Origin of the sequence: Streptomyces flavotricini (genome assembly GCF_020639365.1) — a bacterium.
In the GTDB taxonomy this organism is placed as follows: Bacteria; Actinomycetota; Actinomycetes; order Streptomycetales; family Streptomycetaceae; genus Streptomyces; species Streptomyces flavotricini.
Genome location: NZ_JAINUL010000001.1, coordinates 2,131,881 through 2,147,801 on the forward strand (window position 1 = coordinate 2,131,881; position 15,921 = coordinate 2,147,801).

The 15,921-nt window shown below is 70.0% G+C and carries 14 protein-coding genes; 12 read left to right on the forward strand and 2 right to left on the reverse strand.

Annotation, left to right across the window (positions count from 1 at the left end):
- The first annotated feature begins 61 nt into the window (after positions 1 to 61).
- From K7B10_RS09790 to K7B10_RS09840, 11 genes are all read left to right on the forward strand, one after another.
- Complete coding sequence (locus K7B10_RS09790) at positions 62 to 1,876, forward strand: 3-hydroxyacyl-CoA dehydrogenase family protein (RefSeq protein ID WP_229335712.1); 1,815 nt, start codon at positions 62 to 64, stop codon at positions 1,874 to 1,876.
- A gap of 175 nt (positions 1,877 to 2,051) precedes the next feature.
- Entirely contained in the window at positions 2,052 to 2,879 is an 828-nt protein-coding gene (locus tag K7B10_RS09795) for a TetR family transcriptional regulator (RefSeq protein ID WP_229335714.1), read from the forward strand.
- Between the two features lie 403 nt (positions 2,880 to 3,282).
- Positions 3,283 to 4,620, forward strand: coding sequence for a crotonyl-CoA carboxylase/reductase (gene ccrA, locus K7B10_RS09800; protein WP_229335716.1), 1,338 nt, complete (start codon positions 3,283 to 3,285; stop codon positions 4,618 to 4,620).
- 49 nt (positions 4,621 to 4,669) lie between these two features.
- Positions 4,670 to 6,721 (forward strand): ethylmalonyl-CoA mutase, encoded by a 2,052-nt coding sequence (locus K7B10_RS09805; RefSeq protein ID WP_030155130.1) that lies wholly within the window; start codon positions 4,670 to 4,672, stop codon positions 6,719 to 6,721.
- The gene (locus K7B10_RS09810; RefSeq protein ID WP_229335718.1) at positions 6,718 to 7,692 is read left to right on the forward strand and encodes an HpcH/HpaI aldolase/citrate lyase family protein; all 975 of its coding nucleotides are present in this window, start codon (positions 6,718 to 6,720) and stop codon (positions 7,690 to 7,692) included. The genes K7B10_RS09805 and K7B10_RS09810 overlap by 4 nt, the downstream gene beginning before the upstream one ends.
- A gap of 5 nt (positions 7,693 to 7,697) precedes the next feature.
- Complete coding sequence (locus tag K7B10_RS09815; RefSeq protein WP_030155134.1) at positions 7,698 to 8,210, forward strand: MaoC family dehydratase; 513 nt, start codon at positions 7,698 to 7,700, stop codon at positions 8,208 to 8,210.
- A gap of 2 nt (positions 8,211 to 8,212) precedes the next feature.
- Positions 8,213 to 9,418, forward strand: a complete 1,206-nt coding sequence (locus K7B10_RS09820; RefSeq protein ID WP_030868030.1) for an acyl-CoA dehydrogenase family protein — start codon at positions 8,213 to 8,215, stop codon at positions 9,416 to 9,418.
- A 186-nt stretch (positions 9,419 to 9,604) separates the two neighbouring features.
- A complete protein-coding gene (locus K7B10_RS09825; RefSeq protein WP_030868027.1) occupies positions 9,605 to 10,261 on the forward strand; it encodes a phosphatidylserine decarboxylase in 657 nt (218 codons plus the stop codon).
- A 34-nt stretch (positions 10,262 to 10,295) separates the two neighbouring features.
- Entirely contained in the window at positions 10,296 to 11,120 is an 825-nt protein-coding gene (pssA, locus tag K7B10_RS09830) for a CDP-diacylglycerol--serine O-phosphatidyltransferase (protein ID WP_030155141.1), read from the forward strand.
- Between the two features lie 500 nt (positions 11,121 to 11,620).
- A complete protein-coding gene (locus tag K7B10_RS09835) occupies positions 11,621 to 13,102 on the forward strand; it encodes an AlkA N-terminal domain-containing protein (RefSeq protein WP_229335720.1) in 1,482 nt (493 codons plus the stop codon).
- 24 nt (positions 13,103 to 13,126) lie between these two features.
- A complete protein-coding gene (locus K7B10_RS09840; protein ID WP_229344909.1) occupies positions 13,127 to 13,624 on the forward strand; it encodes a methylated-DNA--[protein]-cysteine S-methyltransferase in 498 nt (165 codons plus the stop codon).
- A 31-nt stretch (positions 13,625 to 13,655) separates the two neighbouring features.
- Here K7B10_RS09840 and K7B10_RS09845 read toward each other — a convergent pair whose 3' ends face one another.
- Positions 13,656 to 14,084: a hypothetical protein gene (locus tag K7B10_RS09845; protein WP_229335722.1), complete on the reverse strand. Its 429-nt coding sequence runs from the start codon at positions 14,082 to 14,084 to the stop codon at positions 13,656 to 13,658.
- Between the two features lie 35 nt (positions 14,085 to 14,119).
- Entirely contained in the window at positions 14,120 to 14,620 is a 501-nt protein-coding gene (locus K7B10_RS09850) for an NUDIX domain-containing protein (RefSeq protein ID WP_229335724.1), read from the reverse strand.
- A 284-nt stretch (positions 14,621 to 14,904) separates the two neighbouring features.
- Here K7B10_RS09850 and K7B10_RS09855 point away from each other — a divergent pair, with 284 nt between their 5' ends.
- On the forward strand, positions 14,905 to 15,921 hold the full coding sequence (locus K7B10_RS09855; RefSeq protein WP_229335726.1) for a glycosyltransferase family 2 protein: 1,017 nt from the start codon (positions 14,905 to 14,907) through the stop codon (positions 15,919 to 15,921).

Sequence of the window (15,921 nt, forward strand, 5' to 3'; positions counted from 1 at the left end):
GCCGCGCGTCGTGCGCCGTGCGGCCCCCTCAGTCGTCACCCTCTTCCACTGGAGTCCCGCGATGGACCTTCCGTCCACGTCCAGTCAGTCCACCGGCCAGTCCGCCTTCCAGACCATCGCCGTCATCGGCCTCGGCACCATGGGCACCGGCATCGCCGAGGTCCTCGCCCAGGCCGGCCGCGAGGTCATCGGCATCGACATCAGCGAGGCCGCCACCCGCCGGGCCACGGCCGCCCTCGCGGCCGCCACGGCCCGTTCGGTGGCCCGCGAGCGCCTCACCGAGCAGGAGCGCGACGGCGCCCTCGCCCGCTTCCGCACCTTCACCGAGCTGTCCGCCGCCGCCGACGCCGACCTCGTCATCGAGGTCGTCCCGGAGAGCTACGAGCTCAAGCAGCGGCTCTTCCGCGAGCTCGACGCGATCGTCCGCCCCGACACGATCCTGGCCACCGGCACCAACGCCCTGTCGGTGACCCGGCTCGCCGCCGAGTCGCAGCGCCCCGAGCGCGTCCTGGGCCTGCACTTCTTCAACCCGGCCCCGGCGATGAAGCTGGTCGAGGTGGTCTCCAGCGTCCTCACCGCCCCGCCGGCCGTCGAGGCCGTCACCGCGCTGGCCCGCGAGCTCGGCAAGGAGCCCGTCTCCGTCGGCGACCGCCCCGGCTTCGTCGCGGACGGCCTGCTCTTCGGGTACCTCAACCAGGCCGCCGCGATGTACGAGTCGAAGTACGCCTCCCGCGAGGACATCGACGCGGCGATGCGGCTCGGCTGCGGTCTGCCCATGGGTCCGCTCGCGCTGCTCGACCTGATCGGCGTGGACACCGCCCGGACCGTCCTGGAGGCCATGTACGCCTCCTCCGGCGACCGGCTGCACGCCCCGGCCCCGATCCTGGGCCACCTCGCCGAGGCGGGCCTGACCGGACAGAAGGCCGGGCGCGGCTTCTACACGTACGGGGAACCGGGCGGCTCCACGATCGTCCGCGACGCCCAGACCCCGCTGGACGGGGCCCGGCTCGGCGAGGGCCGGCCGGTGGCGAAGGTGGGCGTGGCCGGCTCCGGCACCATGGCGAGCGGCATCGCGCAGGTCTTCGCGCAGGCCGGCTTCGCCGTGGTGCTCGCCGCGCGCAGCCAGGAGAAGGCGTCCGCCGCGAAGGCCGCGATCGGAAAGTCCTTGGACCGTGCGGTGTCCAAGGGCAGGCTGACCGAGGAGAACGCGGCGCGGACGCTGGAGCTGATCACCCCGGCCGGCTCGCTGGACGCCTTCGCCGACGTGGACCTGGCCGTGGAGGCGGTCGCCGAGGACCTGGCGGTCAAGCAGGAGCTGTTCGCGGCCCTCGACAAGATCTGCAGGCCCGGCGCGGTGCTGGCCACCACGACCTCCTCCCTGCCGGTGATCGCGATCGCCCGCGCGACCTCGCGTCCGCAGGACGTGATCGGCATGCACTTCTTCAACCCGGCTCCCGCGATGAAGCTGGTCGAGGTGGTCCGGACCGTCCTGACCTCCGACGACGTGCACGCCACGGTCCGCGAGATCTGCATCAAGGTGCGCAAGCACCCGGTGGACTGCGGGGACCGGGCCGGGTTCATCGTGAACGCGCTGCTGTTCCCGTACTTGAACAACGCCGTGAAGATGGTCGAGCAGCACTACGCCAGCCTCGACGACATCGACGCGGCGATGAAGCTGGGCGGCGGCTACCCGATGGGGCCCTTCGAGCTCCTGGACGTCGTCGGTCTGGACGTTTCGCTGGCGATCGAGAAGGTGCTCCACAAGGAGTTCCGCGATCCCGGCCTGGCCCCGTCCCCGCTGCTGGAGCACCTGGTGGCGGCGGGCTGCCTGGGCCGCAAGACCGGCCGCGGATTCCGTGAGTACGCCCGCCGGTAATCAGCGCCCCGGCCAGGTGCCCCCAGAGCCGGATGCGTGGGGAGGGCTGCTCGGGTCTGCCGCACCCTCACGGCAGGCCGTACCTTCCGAGCCCAGTGCGGGCCCTCCCCCGCATCCACCCCTGCCCCACCCCCCTCAGGCGCGCTCCCCCGCGCGAATGAAGTACTTTCGCTCTATGTCCCAGCCCGCCAAGACCTCGCCCCGCGCCGCCACGGCCTCCGACAGCACCGAGAGCCCGGCGGGCACCAAGGCGGCCGCCCAGCGGCTCAAGATGCGCCGTGAGCTCGCCGCCGCCGCCATGGAGCTGTTCGCGACCAAGGGGTACGAGGCGACGACGGTCGACGAGATCGCCGCGACGGCGGGGGTGGCGCGCCGGACCTTCTTCCGGCACTTCCGGTCCAAGGAAGAGGCGATCTTCCCGGACCACGACGACACCCTGACCAGGGCCGAGGCGGTGCTGGACGTGGCCCCGGCGCACGAGCACCCGCTCGACACGGTGTGCCGCGGGATCAAGGAAGTCATGAAGATGTACGCCGCCTCGCCGGCGGTGTCGGTGGAGCGCTACCGGCTCACCCGCGAGGTGCCGGCGCTGCGGGAGCGGGAGATCGCCTCGGTGGCGCGGTACGAGCGGCTGTTCACCCGCTACCTGCTGGCCCACTTCGACGAGACCGACCACCACGACGGCAACGACGATCCGCTGCTGGCCGAGGTGGCCGCCTCGGCGGTCGTGACGGCCCACAACCACGTGCTGCGGCGCTGGCTGCGGGCGGGCGGCCAGGGGGACGTGGAGGCGCAGCTGGACCACGCCTTCTCGATCGTGCGGAAGACCTTCGGCACGGGGATCGGCGCGGGCCGCACCCTGAGCACCGCGCAGGCCCCGGCCCCGGCCGCGCCGGCGGAGATCCGCACGCGGGGCGAGGTTCTGGTGGCGGTGGCCCGTACGGACGCCCCGCTCGACGAGGTCATGCGGACCATCGAGGAAGCACTCAGAAACAAGCAGTAGTCGCACACATCACAGTGGCCGCTCCCGTTCCGGGGGCGGCCGCTTTTGTTTGTCCGACTTGCCCCTACTCGCGGGTAACACTGATCGATCATCGCTCATCTGCGCAGGTCAATAGGCAAATGAGAGAAAGTTTTGGCACGCGGTGCCTTGCTGAGTGACACGGGGTGCCATACGTTGAATCTCGTCCGGATGTCCCCGCGGTCCACGCCCACTCGGCACGAACCGCGCCCCGGATGCCTGCGTCACCAGGCCCTGCGCGCACGCCCCACCACGGGCGTCGCGCCAGCACCACAGCTCCGCCGGACCGACGGCATTCGCAGTACCGCAGCACCACCCACACCACACCCGTTCCACGCACCCGCGTATCTCTCAGCGCACCCTCAGCGCTCGCCGGAGGCACACCGTGAAGGACATCCTGGACGCGATCCAGTCGCAGGCCGCAACGGCCGCCGACTTCGCGGCCCTGCCGCTCCCCGACTCGTACCGCGCGATCACCGTGCACAAGGACGAGGCGGAGATGTTCGCGGGGCTCACCACCCGTGAGAAGGACCCGCGCAAGTCCCTGCACCTCGACCAGGTCCCGGTCCCGGAGCTCGGCCCGGGCGAGGCCCTGGTGGCCGTGATGGCCTCCTCGGTCAACTACAACTCGGTCTGGACGTCGATCTTCGAGCCGGTGTCGACCTTCAGCTTCCTGGAGCGTTACGGCAAGCTCAGCGACCTGAGCAAGCGCCACGACCTCCCGTACCACGTCATCGGCTCCGACCTCGCTGGCGTCGTGCTGCGCACCGGCCCGGGCGTCAACTCCTGGAAGCCGGGCGACGAGGTCGTCGCGCACTGCCTCTCCGTCGAGCTGGAGTCCTCGGACGGCCACAACGACACGATGCTCGACCCCGAGCAGCGCATCTGGGGCTTCGAGACCAACTTCGGCGGCCTGGCGGAGATCGCCCTCGTCAAGTCCAACCAGCTGATGCCGAAGCCCGGCCACCTGAGCTGGGAGGAGGCCGCCTCCCCCGGCCTGGTCAACTCCACCGCCTACCGCCAGCTGGTCTCGCGCAACGGCGCCGGCATGAAGCAGGGCGACAACGTCCTGATCTGGGGCGCCAGCGGCGGACTCGGCTCGTACGCCACCCAGTTCGCGCTGGCCGGCGGCGCCAACCCGATCTGCGTGGTCTCCAGCGCGCAGAAGGCGGACATCTGCCGCTCGATGGGCGCGACCGCGATCATCGACCGCAGCGCCGAGGGCTACAAGTTCTGGAAGGACGAGCACACCCAGGACCCCAAGGAGTGGAAGCGCTTCGGCAAGCGCATCCGCGAGCTGACCGGCGGCGAGGACATCGACATCGTCTTCGAGCACCCCGGCCGCGAGACCTTCGGCGCGAGCGTCTACGTCACGCGCAAGGGCGGCACCATCACCACCTGCGCCTCGACCTCGGGCTACATGCACGAGTACGACAACCGCTACCTGTGGATGTCGCTCAAGCGGATCATCGGCTCACACTTCGCCAACTACCGCGAGGCGTGGGAGGCCAACCGCCTGATCGCCAAGGGCAAGATCCACCCCACGCTGTCCAAGGTCTACTCCCTGGAGGAGACCGGCCAGGCCGCGTACGACGTCCACCGCAACCTCCACCAGGGCAAGGTCGGCGTCCTGGCGCTGGCCCCCGAGGAGGGCCTGGGCGTGCGCGATCACGAGCTGCGCGCGACGCACCTCGAGGCGATCAACCGCTTCCGCAACATCTGAACCGTCTGAATCGTCTGAGTCGGCTCAAAGGCCATAAGGATCGCCTGAGATGACAGAGCGCCAGAAAGACCGTCCGTGGCTCATGCGGACGTACGCCGGCCACTCCACGGCCGAGGCGTCCAACGAGTTGTACCGCCGCAACCTCGCCAAGGGCCAGACCGGCCTGTCGGTCGCGTTCGACCTCCCGACGCAGACCGGCTACGACCCCGACCACATCCTCGCCCGCGGCGAGGTGGGCCGGGTCGGGGTCCCGGTCTCCCATCTGGGCGACATGCGGCGGCTGTTCCAGGACATCCCCCTGGAGCAGATGAACACGTCGATGACGATCAACGCCACCGCCATGTGGCTGCTGGCGCTCTACCAGGTGGCCGCCGAGGAGCAGGGCGCGGACATCGCCCAGCTCCAGGGCACCACCCAGAACGACATCGTCAAGGAGTACCTGTCGCGCGGGACGCACGTCTTCCCGCCCGGGCCCTCGCTCCGCCTGACGACGGACATGATCGCGTACACGGTCAACCACATCCCGAAGTGGAACCCGATCAACATCTGCTCGTACCACCTCCAGGAGGCCGGGGCCACCCCGGTCCAGGAGATCTCGTACGCGATGTCGACCGCGATCGCCGTGCTGGACTCGGTGCGCGACTCGGGCCAGGTCCCGGAGGATCGTTTCGGCGAAGTGGTCGCCCGTATCTCGTTCTTCGTGAACGCGGGCGTCCGCTTCATCGAGGAGATGTGCAAGATGCGCGCCTTCGGCCGCATCTGGGACCAGGTCACCCGCGAGCGCTACGGCATCGAGAACGCCAAGCAGCGCCGCTTCCGGTACGGCGTCCAGGTCAACTCCCTGGGCCTGACCGAGGCACAGCCGGAGAACAACGTCCAGCGCATCGTGCTGGAGATGCTCGCGGTCACCCTCTCCAAGGACGCCCGCGCCCGTGCCGTGCAGCTGCCCGCCTGGAACGAGGCGCTGGGCCTGCCCCGGCCCTGGGACCAGCAGTGGTCGCTGCGCATCCAGCAGGTCCTGGCACACGAGAGCGACCTGCTGGAGTACGAGGACATCTTCGCCGGATCCCACGTCATCGAGGCCAAAGTCGACTCCCTGGTCGTCGACTGCCTGGCCGAGATCGACCGGATCCAGGAGATGGGCGGCGCGATGGCCGCCGTCGAGTCCGGGTACCTGAAGTCCCAGCTGGTCTCCTCGCACGCCGAGCGGCGCGCCCGGATCGAGGCCGGCGAGGACAAGATCGTCGGCGTGAACTGCTTCGAGCAGACCGAGGAGAACCCGCTGACGGCCGACCTGGACGGCGCCATCATGACGGTCGACCCCGCCGTCGAGGCGCTGACCGTGGAGCGGATCGTCCGCTGGCGGGCCGAGCGGCAGGAGTCCTCGGACCGGCAGGGCAACGGCGACCCGTTCGTCTTCCCGACGGTGATGCAGGCCCTGGACCGGCTCAAGGAGGCCGCGGCGGGGACCGAGAACCTGATGGAGGCCACCTTGGAGTGCGCCCGCGCCGGTGTCACCACCGGTGAGTGGGCGAACGCCCTGCGCGAGGTGTTCGGCGAGTTCCGCGCCCCGACCGGGGTCTCCTCGGCCCCGGTCGCGGTCACCGCCGAGGAGGGCACGCCGATGGCCCTCGTCCGCGAGAAGGTCGCCCGTACCGCCGAGGACCTCGGCTCGGGCCGGCTGCGCCTGCTGGTCGGCAAGCCGGGCCTGGACGGGCACTCCAACGGCGCCGAGCAGATCGCCGTGCGGGCCCGCGACGCCGGATTCGAGGTGGTCTACCAGGGCATCCGGCTGACGCCCGAGGAGATCTCCTCGGCGGCGCTGGCCGAGGACGTGCACTGCGTGGGACTGTCCATCCTGTCCGGCTCGCACAGCGCGCTCGTGCCGGACGTGCTGGAACGCCTCCGTACGGCGGGGGCGGGTGACATCCCCGTGGTCCTCGGCGGCATCATTCCGAACGCCGATGCCATCGCCCTCAAGGCGGCCGGTGTGGCCGCCGTCTTCACACCCAAGGACTTCGGTATCACGGAGATCATCGGCCGTATCGTCGACGAGATCCGGAAAGCGAACAAGCTCGACCCTCTGGAGGTCCCCGCATGACCACGCCCACGTCTCCCGTGAACCGCCTTCGGCCGCGCCGCTCCTGCCTCGCGGTGCCGGGATCGAACCCGCGCTTCCTGGAGAAGGCCCAGGGCCTGCCGGCCGACCAGGTCTTCCTCGACCTGGAGGACGCCTGCGCCCCGCTCGCCAAGGAAGGCGCCCGCCACACGATCGTGGACGCGCTGAACAACGGCGACTGGACCGGCAAGACCCGGGTCGTGCGCGTCAACGACTGGACCACGCACTGGACGTACCGCGACGTCATCACCGTCGTGGAGGGCGCGGGCCAGAACCTCGACTGCATCATGCTGCCGAAGGTCCAGGACGCCCAGCAGGTCGTGGCGCTGGACCTGCTGCTGACGCAGATCGAGAAGACGATGGGCTTCGAGGTCGGCAAGATCGGCATCGAGGCGCAGATCGAGAACGCCAAGGGCCTGGTCAACGTCGACGCGATCGCCGCCGCCTCGCCGCGGCTGGAGACCATCATCTTCGGCCCGGCCGACTTCATGGCCTCGATCAACATGAAGTCGCTGGTCGTGGGCATGCAGCCGCCCGGCTACCCGGCGGACGCCTACCACTACATCCTGATGCGGATCCTGATGGCGGCCCGCACGCACGACCTCCAGGCGATCGACGGCCCCTTCCTGCAGATCCGCGACGTGGACGCGTACCGCGAGGTGGCGGGCCGGGCGGCGGCGCTGGGCTTCGACGGCAAGTGGGTGCTGCACCCGGGCCAGGTCGACGCGGCCAACGAGGTCTTCTCCCCCTCCCAGGAGGACTACGACCACTCCGAGCTGATCCTCGACGCGTACGACTGGTGCACCTCCGAGGCCGGCGGCAAGAAGGGCTCGGCCATGCTCGGCGACGAGATGATCGACGAGGCCAGCCGCAAGATGGCCCTGGTCATCGCGGGCAAGGGCCGCGCGGCGGGCATGCAGCGCACCACCAAGTTCGAGATCCCGGAGGCCTGATCCCGATGCAGTTCGGACGCACGTACGAGGAGTTCGAGGTCGGCGCGGTCTACAAGCACTGGCCCGGGAAGACGGTCACGGAGTACGACGACCACCTCTTCTGTCTGCTGACCATGAATCACCACCCGCTCCACATGGACAGCAATTACGCCGAGAACACGACCGACTTCGGCAAGAACGTGGTCGTGGGCAACTACATCTACTCGCTGCTGCTCGGCATGTCCGTGCCGGACGTCTCCGGGAAGGCCATCGCCAACCTGGAGATCGAGTCACTGCGGCACGTGGCGCCGACCTTCCACGGCGACACGATCTACGGCGAGACGACCGTCCTGGACAAGACCCCGTCCAAGTCGAAGAACGACCGCGGGATCGTCTACGTGGAGACCAAGGGCTACAAGCAGGACGGCACCCTCGTCTGCGTCTTCCGGCGCAAGGTGATGGTCCCCACCGAGACGTACATCAAGGAGCGCGGCGGCGAGCAGCCCGGCCGCCCGCAGCTGAAGGAACAGGGGAAGTAGCCATGGCCCGACTCGCCCAGACCGCCGGGCTGACCGACGTCCAGCGGGAGATCCTCAAGACCGTCCGGGAGTTCGTCGACAAGGAGATCATCCCGGTCGCGACCGAGCTCGAACACCGTGACGAGTACCCGCAGCAGATCGTCGACGGCCTCAAGGAGCTCGGCCTCTTCGGCCTGATGATCCCGGAGGAGTACGGCGGCCTGGGTGAGTCGCTGCTCACCTACGCGCTGTGCGTGGAGGAGATAGCCCGGGGCTGGATGTCCGTCTCGGGCATCATCAACACCCACTTCATCGTGGCGTACATGCTCAAGCAGCACGGCACGCAGGAGCAGAAGGACCACTTCCTCCCCCGCATGGCGCTCGGCGAGGTGCGCGGCGCGTTCTCCATGTCCGAGCCGGGGCTGGGCTCCGATGTGTCGGCCATCACCTCGAAGGCGGTGAAGGACGGCGACGAGTACGTCCTGAACGGCCAGAAGATGTGGCTGACGAACGGCGGCTCCTCGACCCTGGTGGCCGTTCTGGTCCGGAGTGACGAAGGACACCCCGAGGGCACGGCCCCGCACAAGTCGATGACGACCTTCCTCGTCGAGAAGGAGCCCGGCTTCGGTGAGGTCCGGCCGGGCCTGACCATCCCGGGCAAGATCGACAAGATGGGCTACAAGGGCGTCGACACGACCGAGCTGATCATGGACGGACTGCGCATTCCGGCCAATCGGGTCCTCGGAGGCCAGACCGGCCGAGGGTTTTACCAAATGATGGACGGGGTCGAGGTCGGCCGGGTCAACGTGGCGGCACGTGGCTGCGGCGTCGCTCAGCGTGCGTTCGAGCTGGGTGTCTCCTATGCCCAGCAACGTCACACTTTCGGCAAGGCGATCGCCGAGCACCAGGCCATCCAGTTCAAGCTGGCCGAGATGGCTACCAAGGTCGAGGCCGCCCATGCGATGATGGTCAACGCAGCACGCAAAAAGGACTCCGGGGAACGAAACGACCTGGAGGCAGGGATGGCGAAGTACCTCGCCTCCGAATACTGCAAGGAGGTAGTCGAGGACGCCTTCCGCATCCACGGCGGCTACGGGTTCTCGAAGGAGTACGAGATCGAGCGCCTCTACCGGGAGGCACCGATGCTGCTGATCGGTGAAGGTACGGCCGAGATCCAGAAAATGATCATCGGTCGACGCCTGCTCGAGGAGTACCGACTGCAGGGCTGAAAGTCCCTTTTGCGGCGGATCCTCCATGGGTTCGCCGCAAAAGAATCACTGGCAGTCACTGGCTGGCGGCCATCGACTCGGCTTCTGGCTTGCCCAGTTGTTGCGTGCAACCGATAGCATTCCAGTAAAGCCGCCGTCCCGTCCCCCTGTTTGCGGCGCGGCAATCACCCGCTACGAAGGTCATCCATGCCCCACAGCCAAACCTCTGCACCTCGCGTCGGCATCCTCGGTGGACGTCTCGCACGCGGAGCATCGCCGTGGCTTCTGCCGACCGTCGCCACCGCTGCGCTCAGCCTCACCCGGGCCCGCAAGTCCGGCCGCTGGGCCGCGGTGGCCGTGCCCACCACCGCTCTCGCGGCGGGCATGCTGTGGTTCTTCCGCGACCCCGAGCGTGAGATCACGCAGGGCCGTGTCATCTCGCCCGCCGACGGTGTGGTGCAGAGCATCATGCCGTGGAAGGACGGGCGGACCCGGGTCGCGATCTTCATGAGCCCGCTGAACGTCCACGTCAACCGCGCGCCCCTCGCGGGCACGGTGACGTCCGTGGAGCACATCCCGGGCGGGTTCGTCCCGGCGTTCAACAAGGAGAGCGAGAACAACGAGCGCGTTGTCTGGCACTTCGACACCGAACTCGGCGACATCGAGATGGTGCAGATCGCCGGCGCCGTCGCACGCCGCATCGTCCCGTACCTGCCGGCCGGCACCAAGGTGGAGCAGGGCGAACGCATCGGTCTGATCCGTTTCGGCTCCCGCGTCGACATCTACCTCCCCGAGGGTGTCGAGGTCGCGGTCGAGGTCGGACAGGCCACCACCGCGGGGGTGACCCGAATTGACCGTGACTGACCCTGAGACTCCCACCACACCGTCGGGCGGCTGGGTGCCCGAGGCCGCGGAGGAGGAGTCCGCCGAGGACGACATGCCGCTCTCGCTGCGGCTGTCGATAGCGGACACCCTCACCCTCGGCAACGCGACGTGCGGATTCATGGCGGTGTACTTCACCACCACCGGGATCCTCATCCCGCACCTCACCGGCAGCGGTGAATCGGGCATGGCCCGCAACAGCGCCGCGACGGCGGTGATACTGATGCTGCTCGCCGCGGTCTTCGACCTCTTCGACGGCATCGTGGCCCGCAAGCTGCGCAGCTCGCCGATGGGCGCCGAGCTGGACAACCTGTCCGACCTGATCAGCTTCGGCCTGGCTCCCGCGTACTTCGTGCTCGTGTACGGCATGGTCGCCGACGACGCGGTGCAGAAGATGTCCGCGCTGGCCGCGATCGTGGTGCTGCTGGCCGTGGTGCTCAGACTCGCGAGATTCAGCTGCGTGACCATGAAGGACGGCATGTTCCAGGGCATGCCGAGCCCCTTCGGCGCGCTGACGGTCGTCTCGATCGTCCTGCTGGAGCTGCCGTTCGTCCCGACGCTCCTGGCGATCATCGGGGTGGCCTGGCTGATGGTGAGCCGGGTCGAGTACCCCAAGCCGCGGGGCGTCCTCGCGGTGGCGATGCTGAGCTGGATCATCGGGGCCATGGGCCTCCTGGCGGCCTGGGCGTTCGACGCTCCGGGCGGCCAGCTGCTGCTCCAGGCGGGCTGCGCCCTGCAGATCGCCCTGGCGGCGACCATCCCGCTGTTCGCGACGACCCGTCGCGCGAACACCTTCCGCCACAACCGCCGCGAGGCGCGAGCGGCGTCGCAGCTCCCGTAGCCGCACGCAGTACCCGAAAGGCCCCCGGGGTGTCACACCCCGGGGGCCTTTCGCATGCCAGGACGTCGCCGCCGGCACGGGAGCTGCGAGGGGGGCGGGGCCGGTGGCGGGGCGGGGGGCCGTCCGGGGTAGGCATGATTTATGGCCCATCCCGGCATCGGCCACCTCGGCCGGGTCACGGGCCACAAATCACGTTTTACACCCCGGACGACCCCCCGCCCCGCCACCGGCCCCGCCCGGGCAGCTCCCTCAAAGCCCGCCGGCCGGGGTCGGGGGCGGGGTGGGGCACTGTCCGGGGTGTAAAACGTGATTTGTGGCCCCATGCGCGGAGCACGTGGCGCTCCCGCCCGGGGGCCATAAATCATGCCTACCCCGGACAGTGCCCCACCCCGCCCCCGACCCCGGCCCACCCGACTCGGCCCCCGCCCCACCCCCGGAGGGCTACGCTTGATGTCGGAAAATCGCCAGCCCAGCGAGGGCGGGCCCGGGATGCTGGAGCCATGTACACCGACACCGACCGCTGCGTGAGGGCCGTGCGGTCGAAGGACGCCCGCTTCGACGGATGGTTCTTCACGGCCGTGCGGACCACCGGGATCTACTGCCGGCCCAGCTGCCCCGCAGTGCCGCCCAAGGTCGAGAACATGACCTTCCTGCCCAGCGCAGCCGCCTGCCAGCAGGCCGGGTTCCGCGCCTGCAAGCGGTGCCGGCCCGACACCTCCCCCGGCTCCCCCGAGTGGAACGCCCGCGCCGACGCCGTCGCCCGGGCCATGCGGCTCATCCAGGACGGGGTCGTGGACCGCGAGGGCGTGCCGGGGCTGGCCGTACGGCTGGGCTACTCCACCCGCCAGGTGGAGCGGCAGCTGAACGCCGAGCTCGGCGCCGGCCCCCTCGCCCTCGCCCGGGCCCAGCGCGCCCAGACCGCCCGGCTGCTGATCGAGACCTCCGAGCTGCCGATGGGCGACATCGCCTTCGCCGCCGGGTTCTCCTCGATCCGGACCTTCAACGAGACCGTCCGCGAGGTCTTCGCCCTCGCCCCGGGCGAGCTGCGCCTGCGGGCCGGGAAGACGAGCCGGCACGTGCCGAAGGTGCCCGGGACCATCAGCCTGCGCCTGCCGTACCGGGCCCCGCTCAACCCCGACAACCTCTTCGGCCACCTCGCCGCGACGGCCGTCCCCGGCGTCGAGGAGTGGCGGGCCGGCGCCTACCGCCGGACGCTGCGGCTCCCGTACGGCACCGGGGTCGTCGCGCTCAGCCCGCAGCCCGACCACATCGGCTGCCAGCTGGCCCTCACCGACCTGCGCGACCTCACGATCGCGATCAGCCGCTGCCGCTGGATGCTCGACCTCGACGCCGATCCCGAGGCCGTCGACGAGCAGTTGCGGGCGGATCCGCTGCTGGCCCCGCTCGTGGACAAGGCCCCGGGGCGCCGGGTGCCGCGTACGGTCGACGCGGCGGAGTTCGCCGTACGGGCCGTGCTCGGCCAGCAGGTGTCCACGGCGGCGGCCCGTACGCACGCCGCCCGGCTGGTCGCCGCGTACGGGGAGCCGGTGGCCGATCCCGATCCCGAGGGCGGGCTGACCCACCTGTTCCCGTCGCCGCAGGCGCTGGCGGCCCTGGATCCGGGCTACCTGGCCCTCCCGGCGAGCCGGCGCACCACCCTGACCACCCTCGTCGGCGCGCTGGCCGACGGTTCCCTCCCGCTCGGCGTCGACAGCGACTGGGAGACGGCCCGGGCGCGGCTGAACGCGCTGCCCGGGTTCGGCCCGTGGACCACCGAGGTGATCGCGATGCGGGCCCTCGGCGACCCCGACGCCTTCCTGCCGTCCGACCTCGGGGTCCGGCGGGCCGCGAAGGAGCTCGGGCTGCCGCCCACGCCCGCGGCGCTCACCGCCCGGGCGGCCGGCTGGCGGCCCTGGCGCGCGTACGCCGTGCAGTACCTGTGGGCCACCGATGCCCACCCCATCAACCACCTGCCCGTCTGAGGAGCACGTACCGTCATGAGCACCATGAGCACCAAGCAGCACAGCGTCGTCGACAGCCCGTACGGTCCGCTCACCCTCGTCGCCACCGACGGCGTGCTCAGCGGCCTGTACATGACCGGGCAACGGCACCGCCCGGACGAGGAGTCGTTCGGGGAGCGGGTCTCCGTGACCGAGGAGCCCTTCCCCGAGGTCGTGCGGCAGCTGGCCGCGTACTTCGCCGGGGAGCTCACCGAGTTCGACGTGCCCGTCCGGCTGGAGGGCACCGCCTTCCAGCGCAGCGTGTGGGAGCAGCTGGTGCGGATCCCGTACGGCGAGACCTGGTCGTACGGGGAGCTCGCGGCCAGGCTGGGCAAGCCGAACGCCTCGCGCGCGGTGGGCCTGGCCAACGGGAAGAACCCGGTCGGCATCATCGTCCCGTGCCACCGGGTGATCGGGGCCTCGGGGAGCATGACCGGCTACGGCGGCGGCGTCGAGCGCAAGGTGCGGCTGCTGGCCTTCGAGGCCGGCGCGACGGCGTCTTGAACCGGACGGGCGCGGGTCGGACCCGTGCGGATCAGACCAGCGCGAGGGGGACGAGCAGGGCGAACGCGGCCCCCGCCTCCACCGCGTAGGCGTACAGGGAGGGGTGCTGGACTGGGGCGGCGAGCAGGACCACGCTCTGCTGGGCGTCGGCGGCCTCCACCCATTCGGCGTCGGCGCCGAGATGGCCCTGGTACCAGCCCTCGCAGGCGCCGGGGCCCGTGACGGCGAGGAGGTCGTCCTCGCGGCGGTAGAAGGCCTGCCAGCCGGCGGCGGGGACGGACCAGCCCTCGAAGTCGGTGAAGGAGGCCCAGCCGCCCTCGCGTATCGCGGTGTCGAACAGCCACACCGGAGTGCCCTCCGCCGTGACCTCGCCGCCCTCCTGCTGCTCGGTGGTGAAGTGGACCATGGGCAGGGCGTCGGGCCCGTCGGCGGTGCTGGGCCAGGCGTACATCGTGATCATCAGATGATTCTGTCCTGCTCGAAGTAAGTCCGGTGTCACGAGGAGACCGGGCGGCTGCCGTTCTCCAACTCCGCGGTGCCCTCGCCGGACTCCAGTACCCGGTAGGCCTCCCGGGTGCGGCGGCCGAGCGAGCCGGGAAGGTACGCGGTGAGTTCGGCGGGCTCGACCAGCCGCCAGGAGAGCAGTTCCTCCTCCTGGAGCCTGATGGAGGCGAGTTGCGCCTCGTCGAGCACCCCGCCGTCGTAGAGGTACGCGACCAGCGGCGGACGGCCCTCGCCGAGCGTCCAGTCGACGGCGAGCAGCCGCCCGAGCGGCAGGTCCAGGCCGATCTCCTCGGCGCTCTCGCGCCGGGCGGCCGTCCGCGGGGACTCGCCGGTGTCCGACTCGACGGTCCCGCCCGGAAGGGCCCATCCCTCACGGTAGTTGGGCTCGACGAGCAGCACCCGCCCGTCGGCGTCCCGGTAGAGGGCGGCGGCTCCGGCCAGCACCCGGGGCAGGCTCGCGATGTACGTGGCGTAGTCATCGGTGGTGGTCACGCCGCCAACCCTACCGAGCCGTCCCACCGGACCCGCACCCACCGCATTCGGCCGTTATCCGGCATACAGACGGTCAAATGATGGTCGTATTTCGGTGATATTCTGACCGCTCATTCCGGGTTCCTTGCGCCTGAAACCTCCGGCGCCGGGGGGACGCCTGGAGCCGGTGTGCCATCCTCCGGCCCGGCCCGTACTTCACGACCGGTCGTACGCGTCCGGTTCAGGGCATCGGCGCGTCCGCCGACGCCCTTTCGCTCTCAGATATTGAGGACAGGCGAACAGCCATGCACAACGCAGCAGCCTCTGCACGCGACGAGGTCACCGAGCCGGTGCCCGTGTTGTCGGTCGTGATCCCGATCTACAACGAGCAGGAGGCACTGCCGCTGACCGTGGCGCGCCTGCGCCCGATCCTGGACGACCTCGGCGTGAGCTACGAGGTGGTCGGCATCGACGACGGCAGCACCGACGCCACGCCCGTGATCATGCAGAAGATACGGCAGGACTGGCCCGAGCTGCGGATCGTGCGCTTCGCCCGCAACTCCGGACACCAGGCCGCGCTGACGGCGGGCATCCACCGGGCCCTCGGCGACTACGTCGTCAGCATCGACGCCGACCTGCAGGACCCGCCGGAGAAGATCTCCGAGATGTTCGCTCTCGCCCGCGAGAAGGACCTGGACATCGTCTACGGCGTCCGCGGCGACCGTGGCACCGACACCTTCTTCAAGCGGCGTACGGCAGGCGCCTATTACTGGCTGATGCGCAAGCTCGTCGGCAAGAACATGCCCAACCAGGCGGGCGACTTCCGCCTGCTCAGCCGGGCCGCCGTCGATGCCCTGAAGTCCCTGCCCGAGCACCAGCCGGTCTACCGCCTGCTCGTGCCGTGGCTCGGGTTCAGCAGCGGCGAGGTCGTCTACGTCCGCGAGGAGCGGGTCGCCGGCAGCACCCACTACCCGCTGTCCAAGATGGTCCGGCTCGCCCTCGACAGCATCACCAACTTCTCGGCCAGCCCGCTGCGGCTCGCCACCTGGCTGGGCCTGATGAGCTTCCTCGTCTGCTTCTGCCTGGCGATCTACACCACCTTGCAGTACGCGTTCGGCTCGACCGTGCCCGGCTGGTCGTCCCTGTTCATCGGCATGCTCTTCATCGGTGGTGTGCAGCTCATCTGTGTGGGTCTGCTCGGTGAGTACATCGGGCGGATCTACTCGGCCGTCCAGGCGCGGCCCGCCTATTTCGTCGGCTACGACTCCGCCGAGGAGAGCGACTCCGCGGCGAACGCGCGGACCTCCGAACACGCGGCCTGA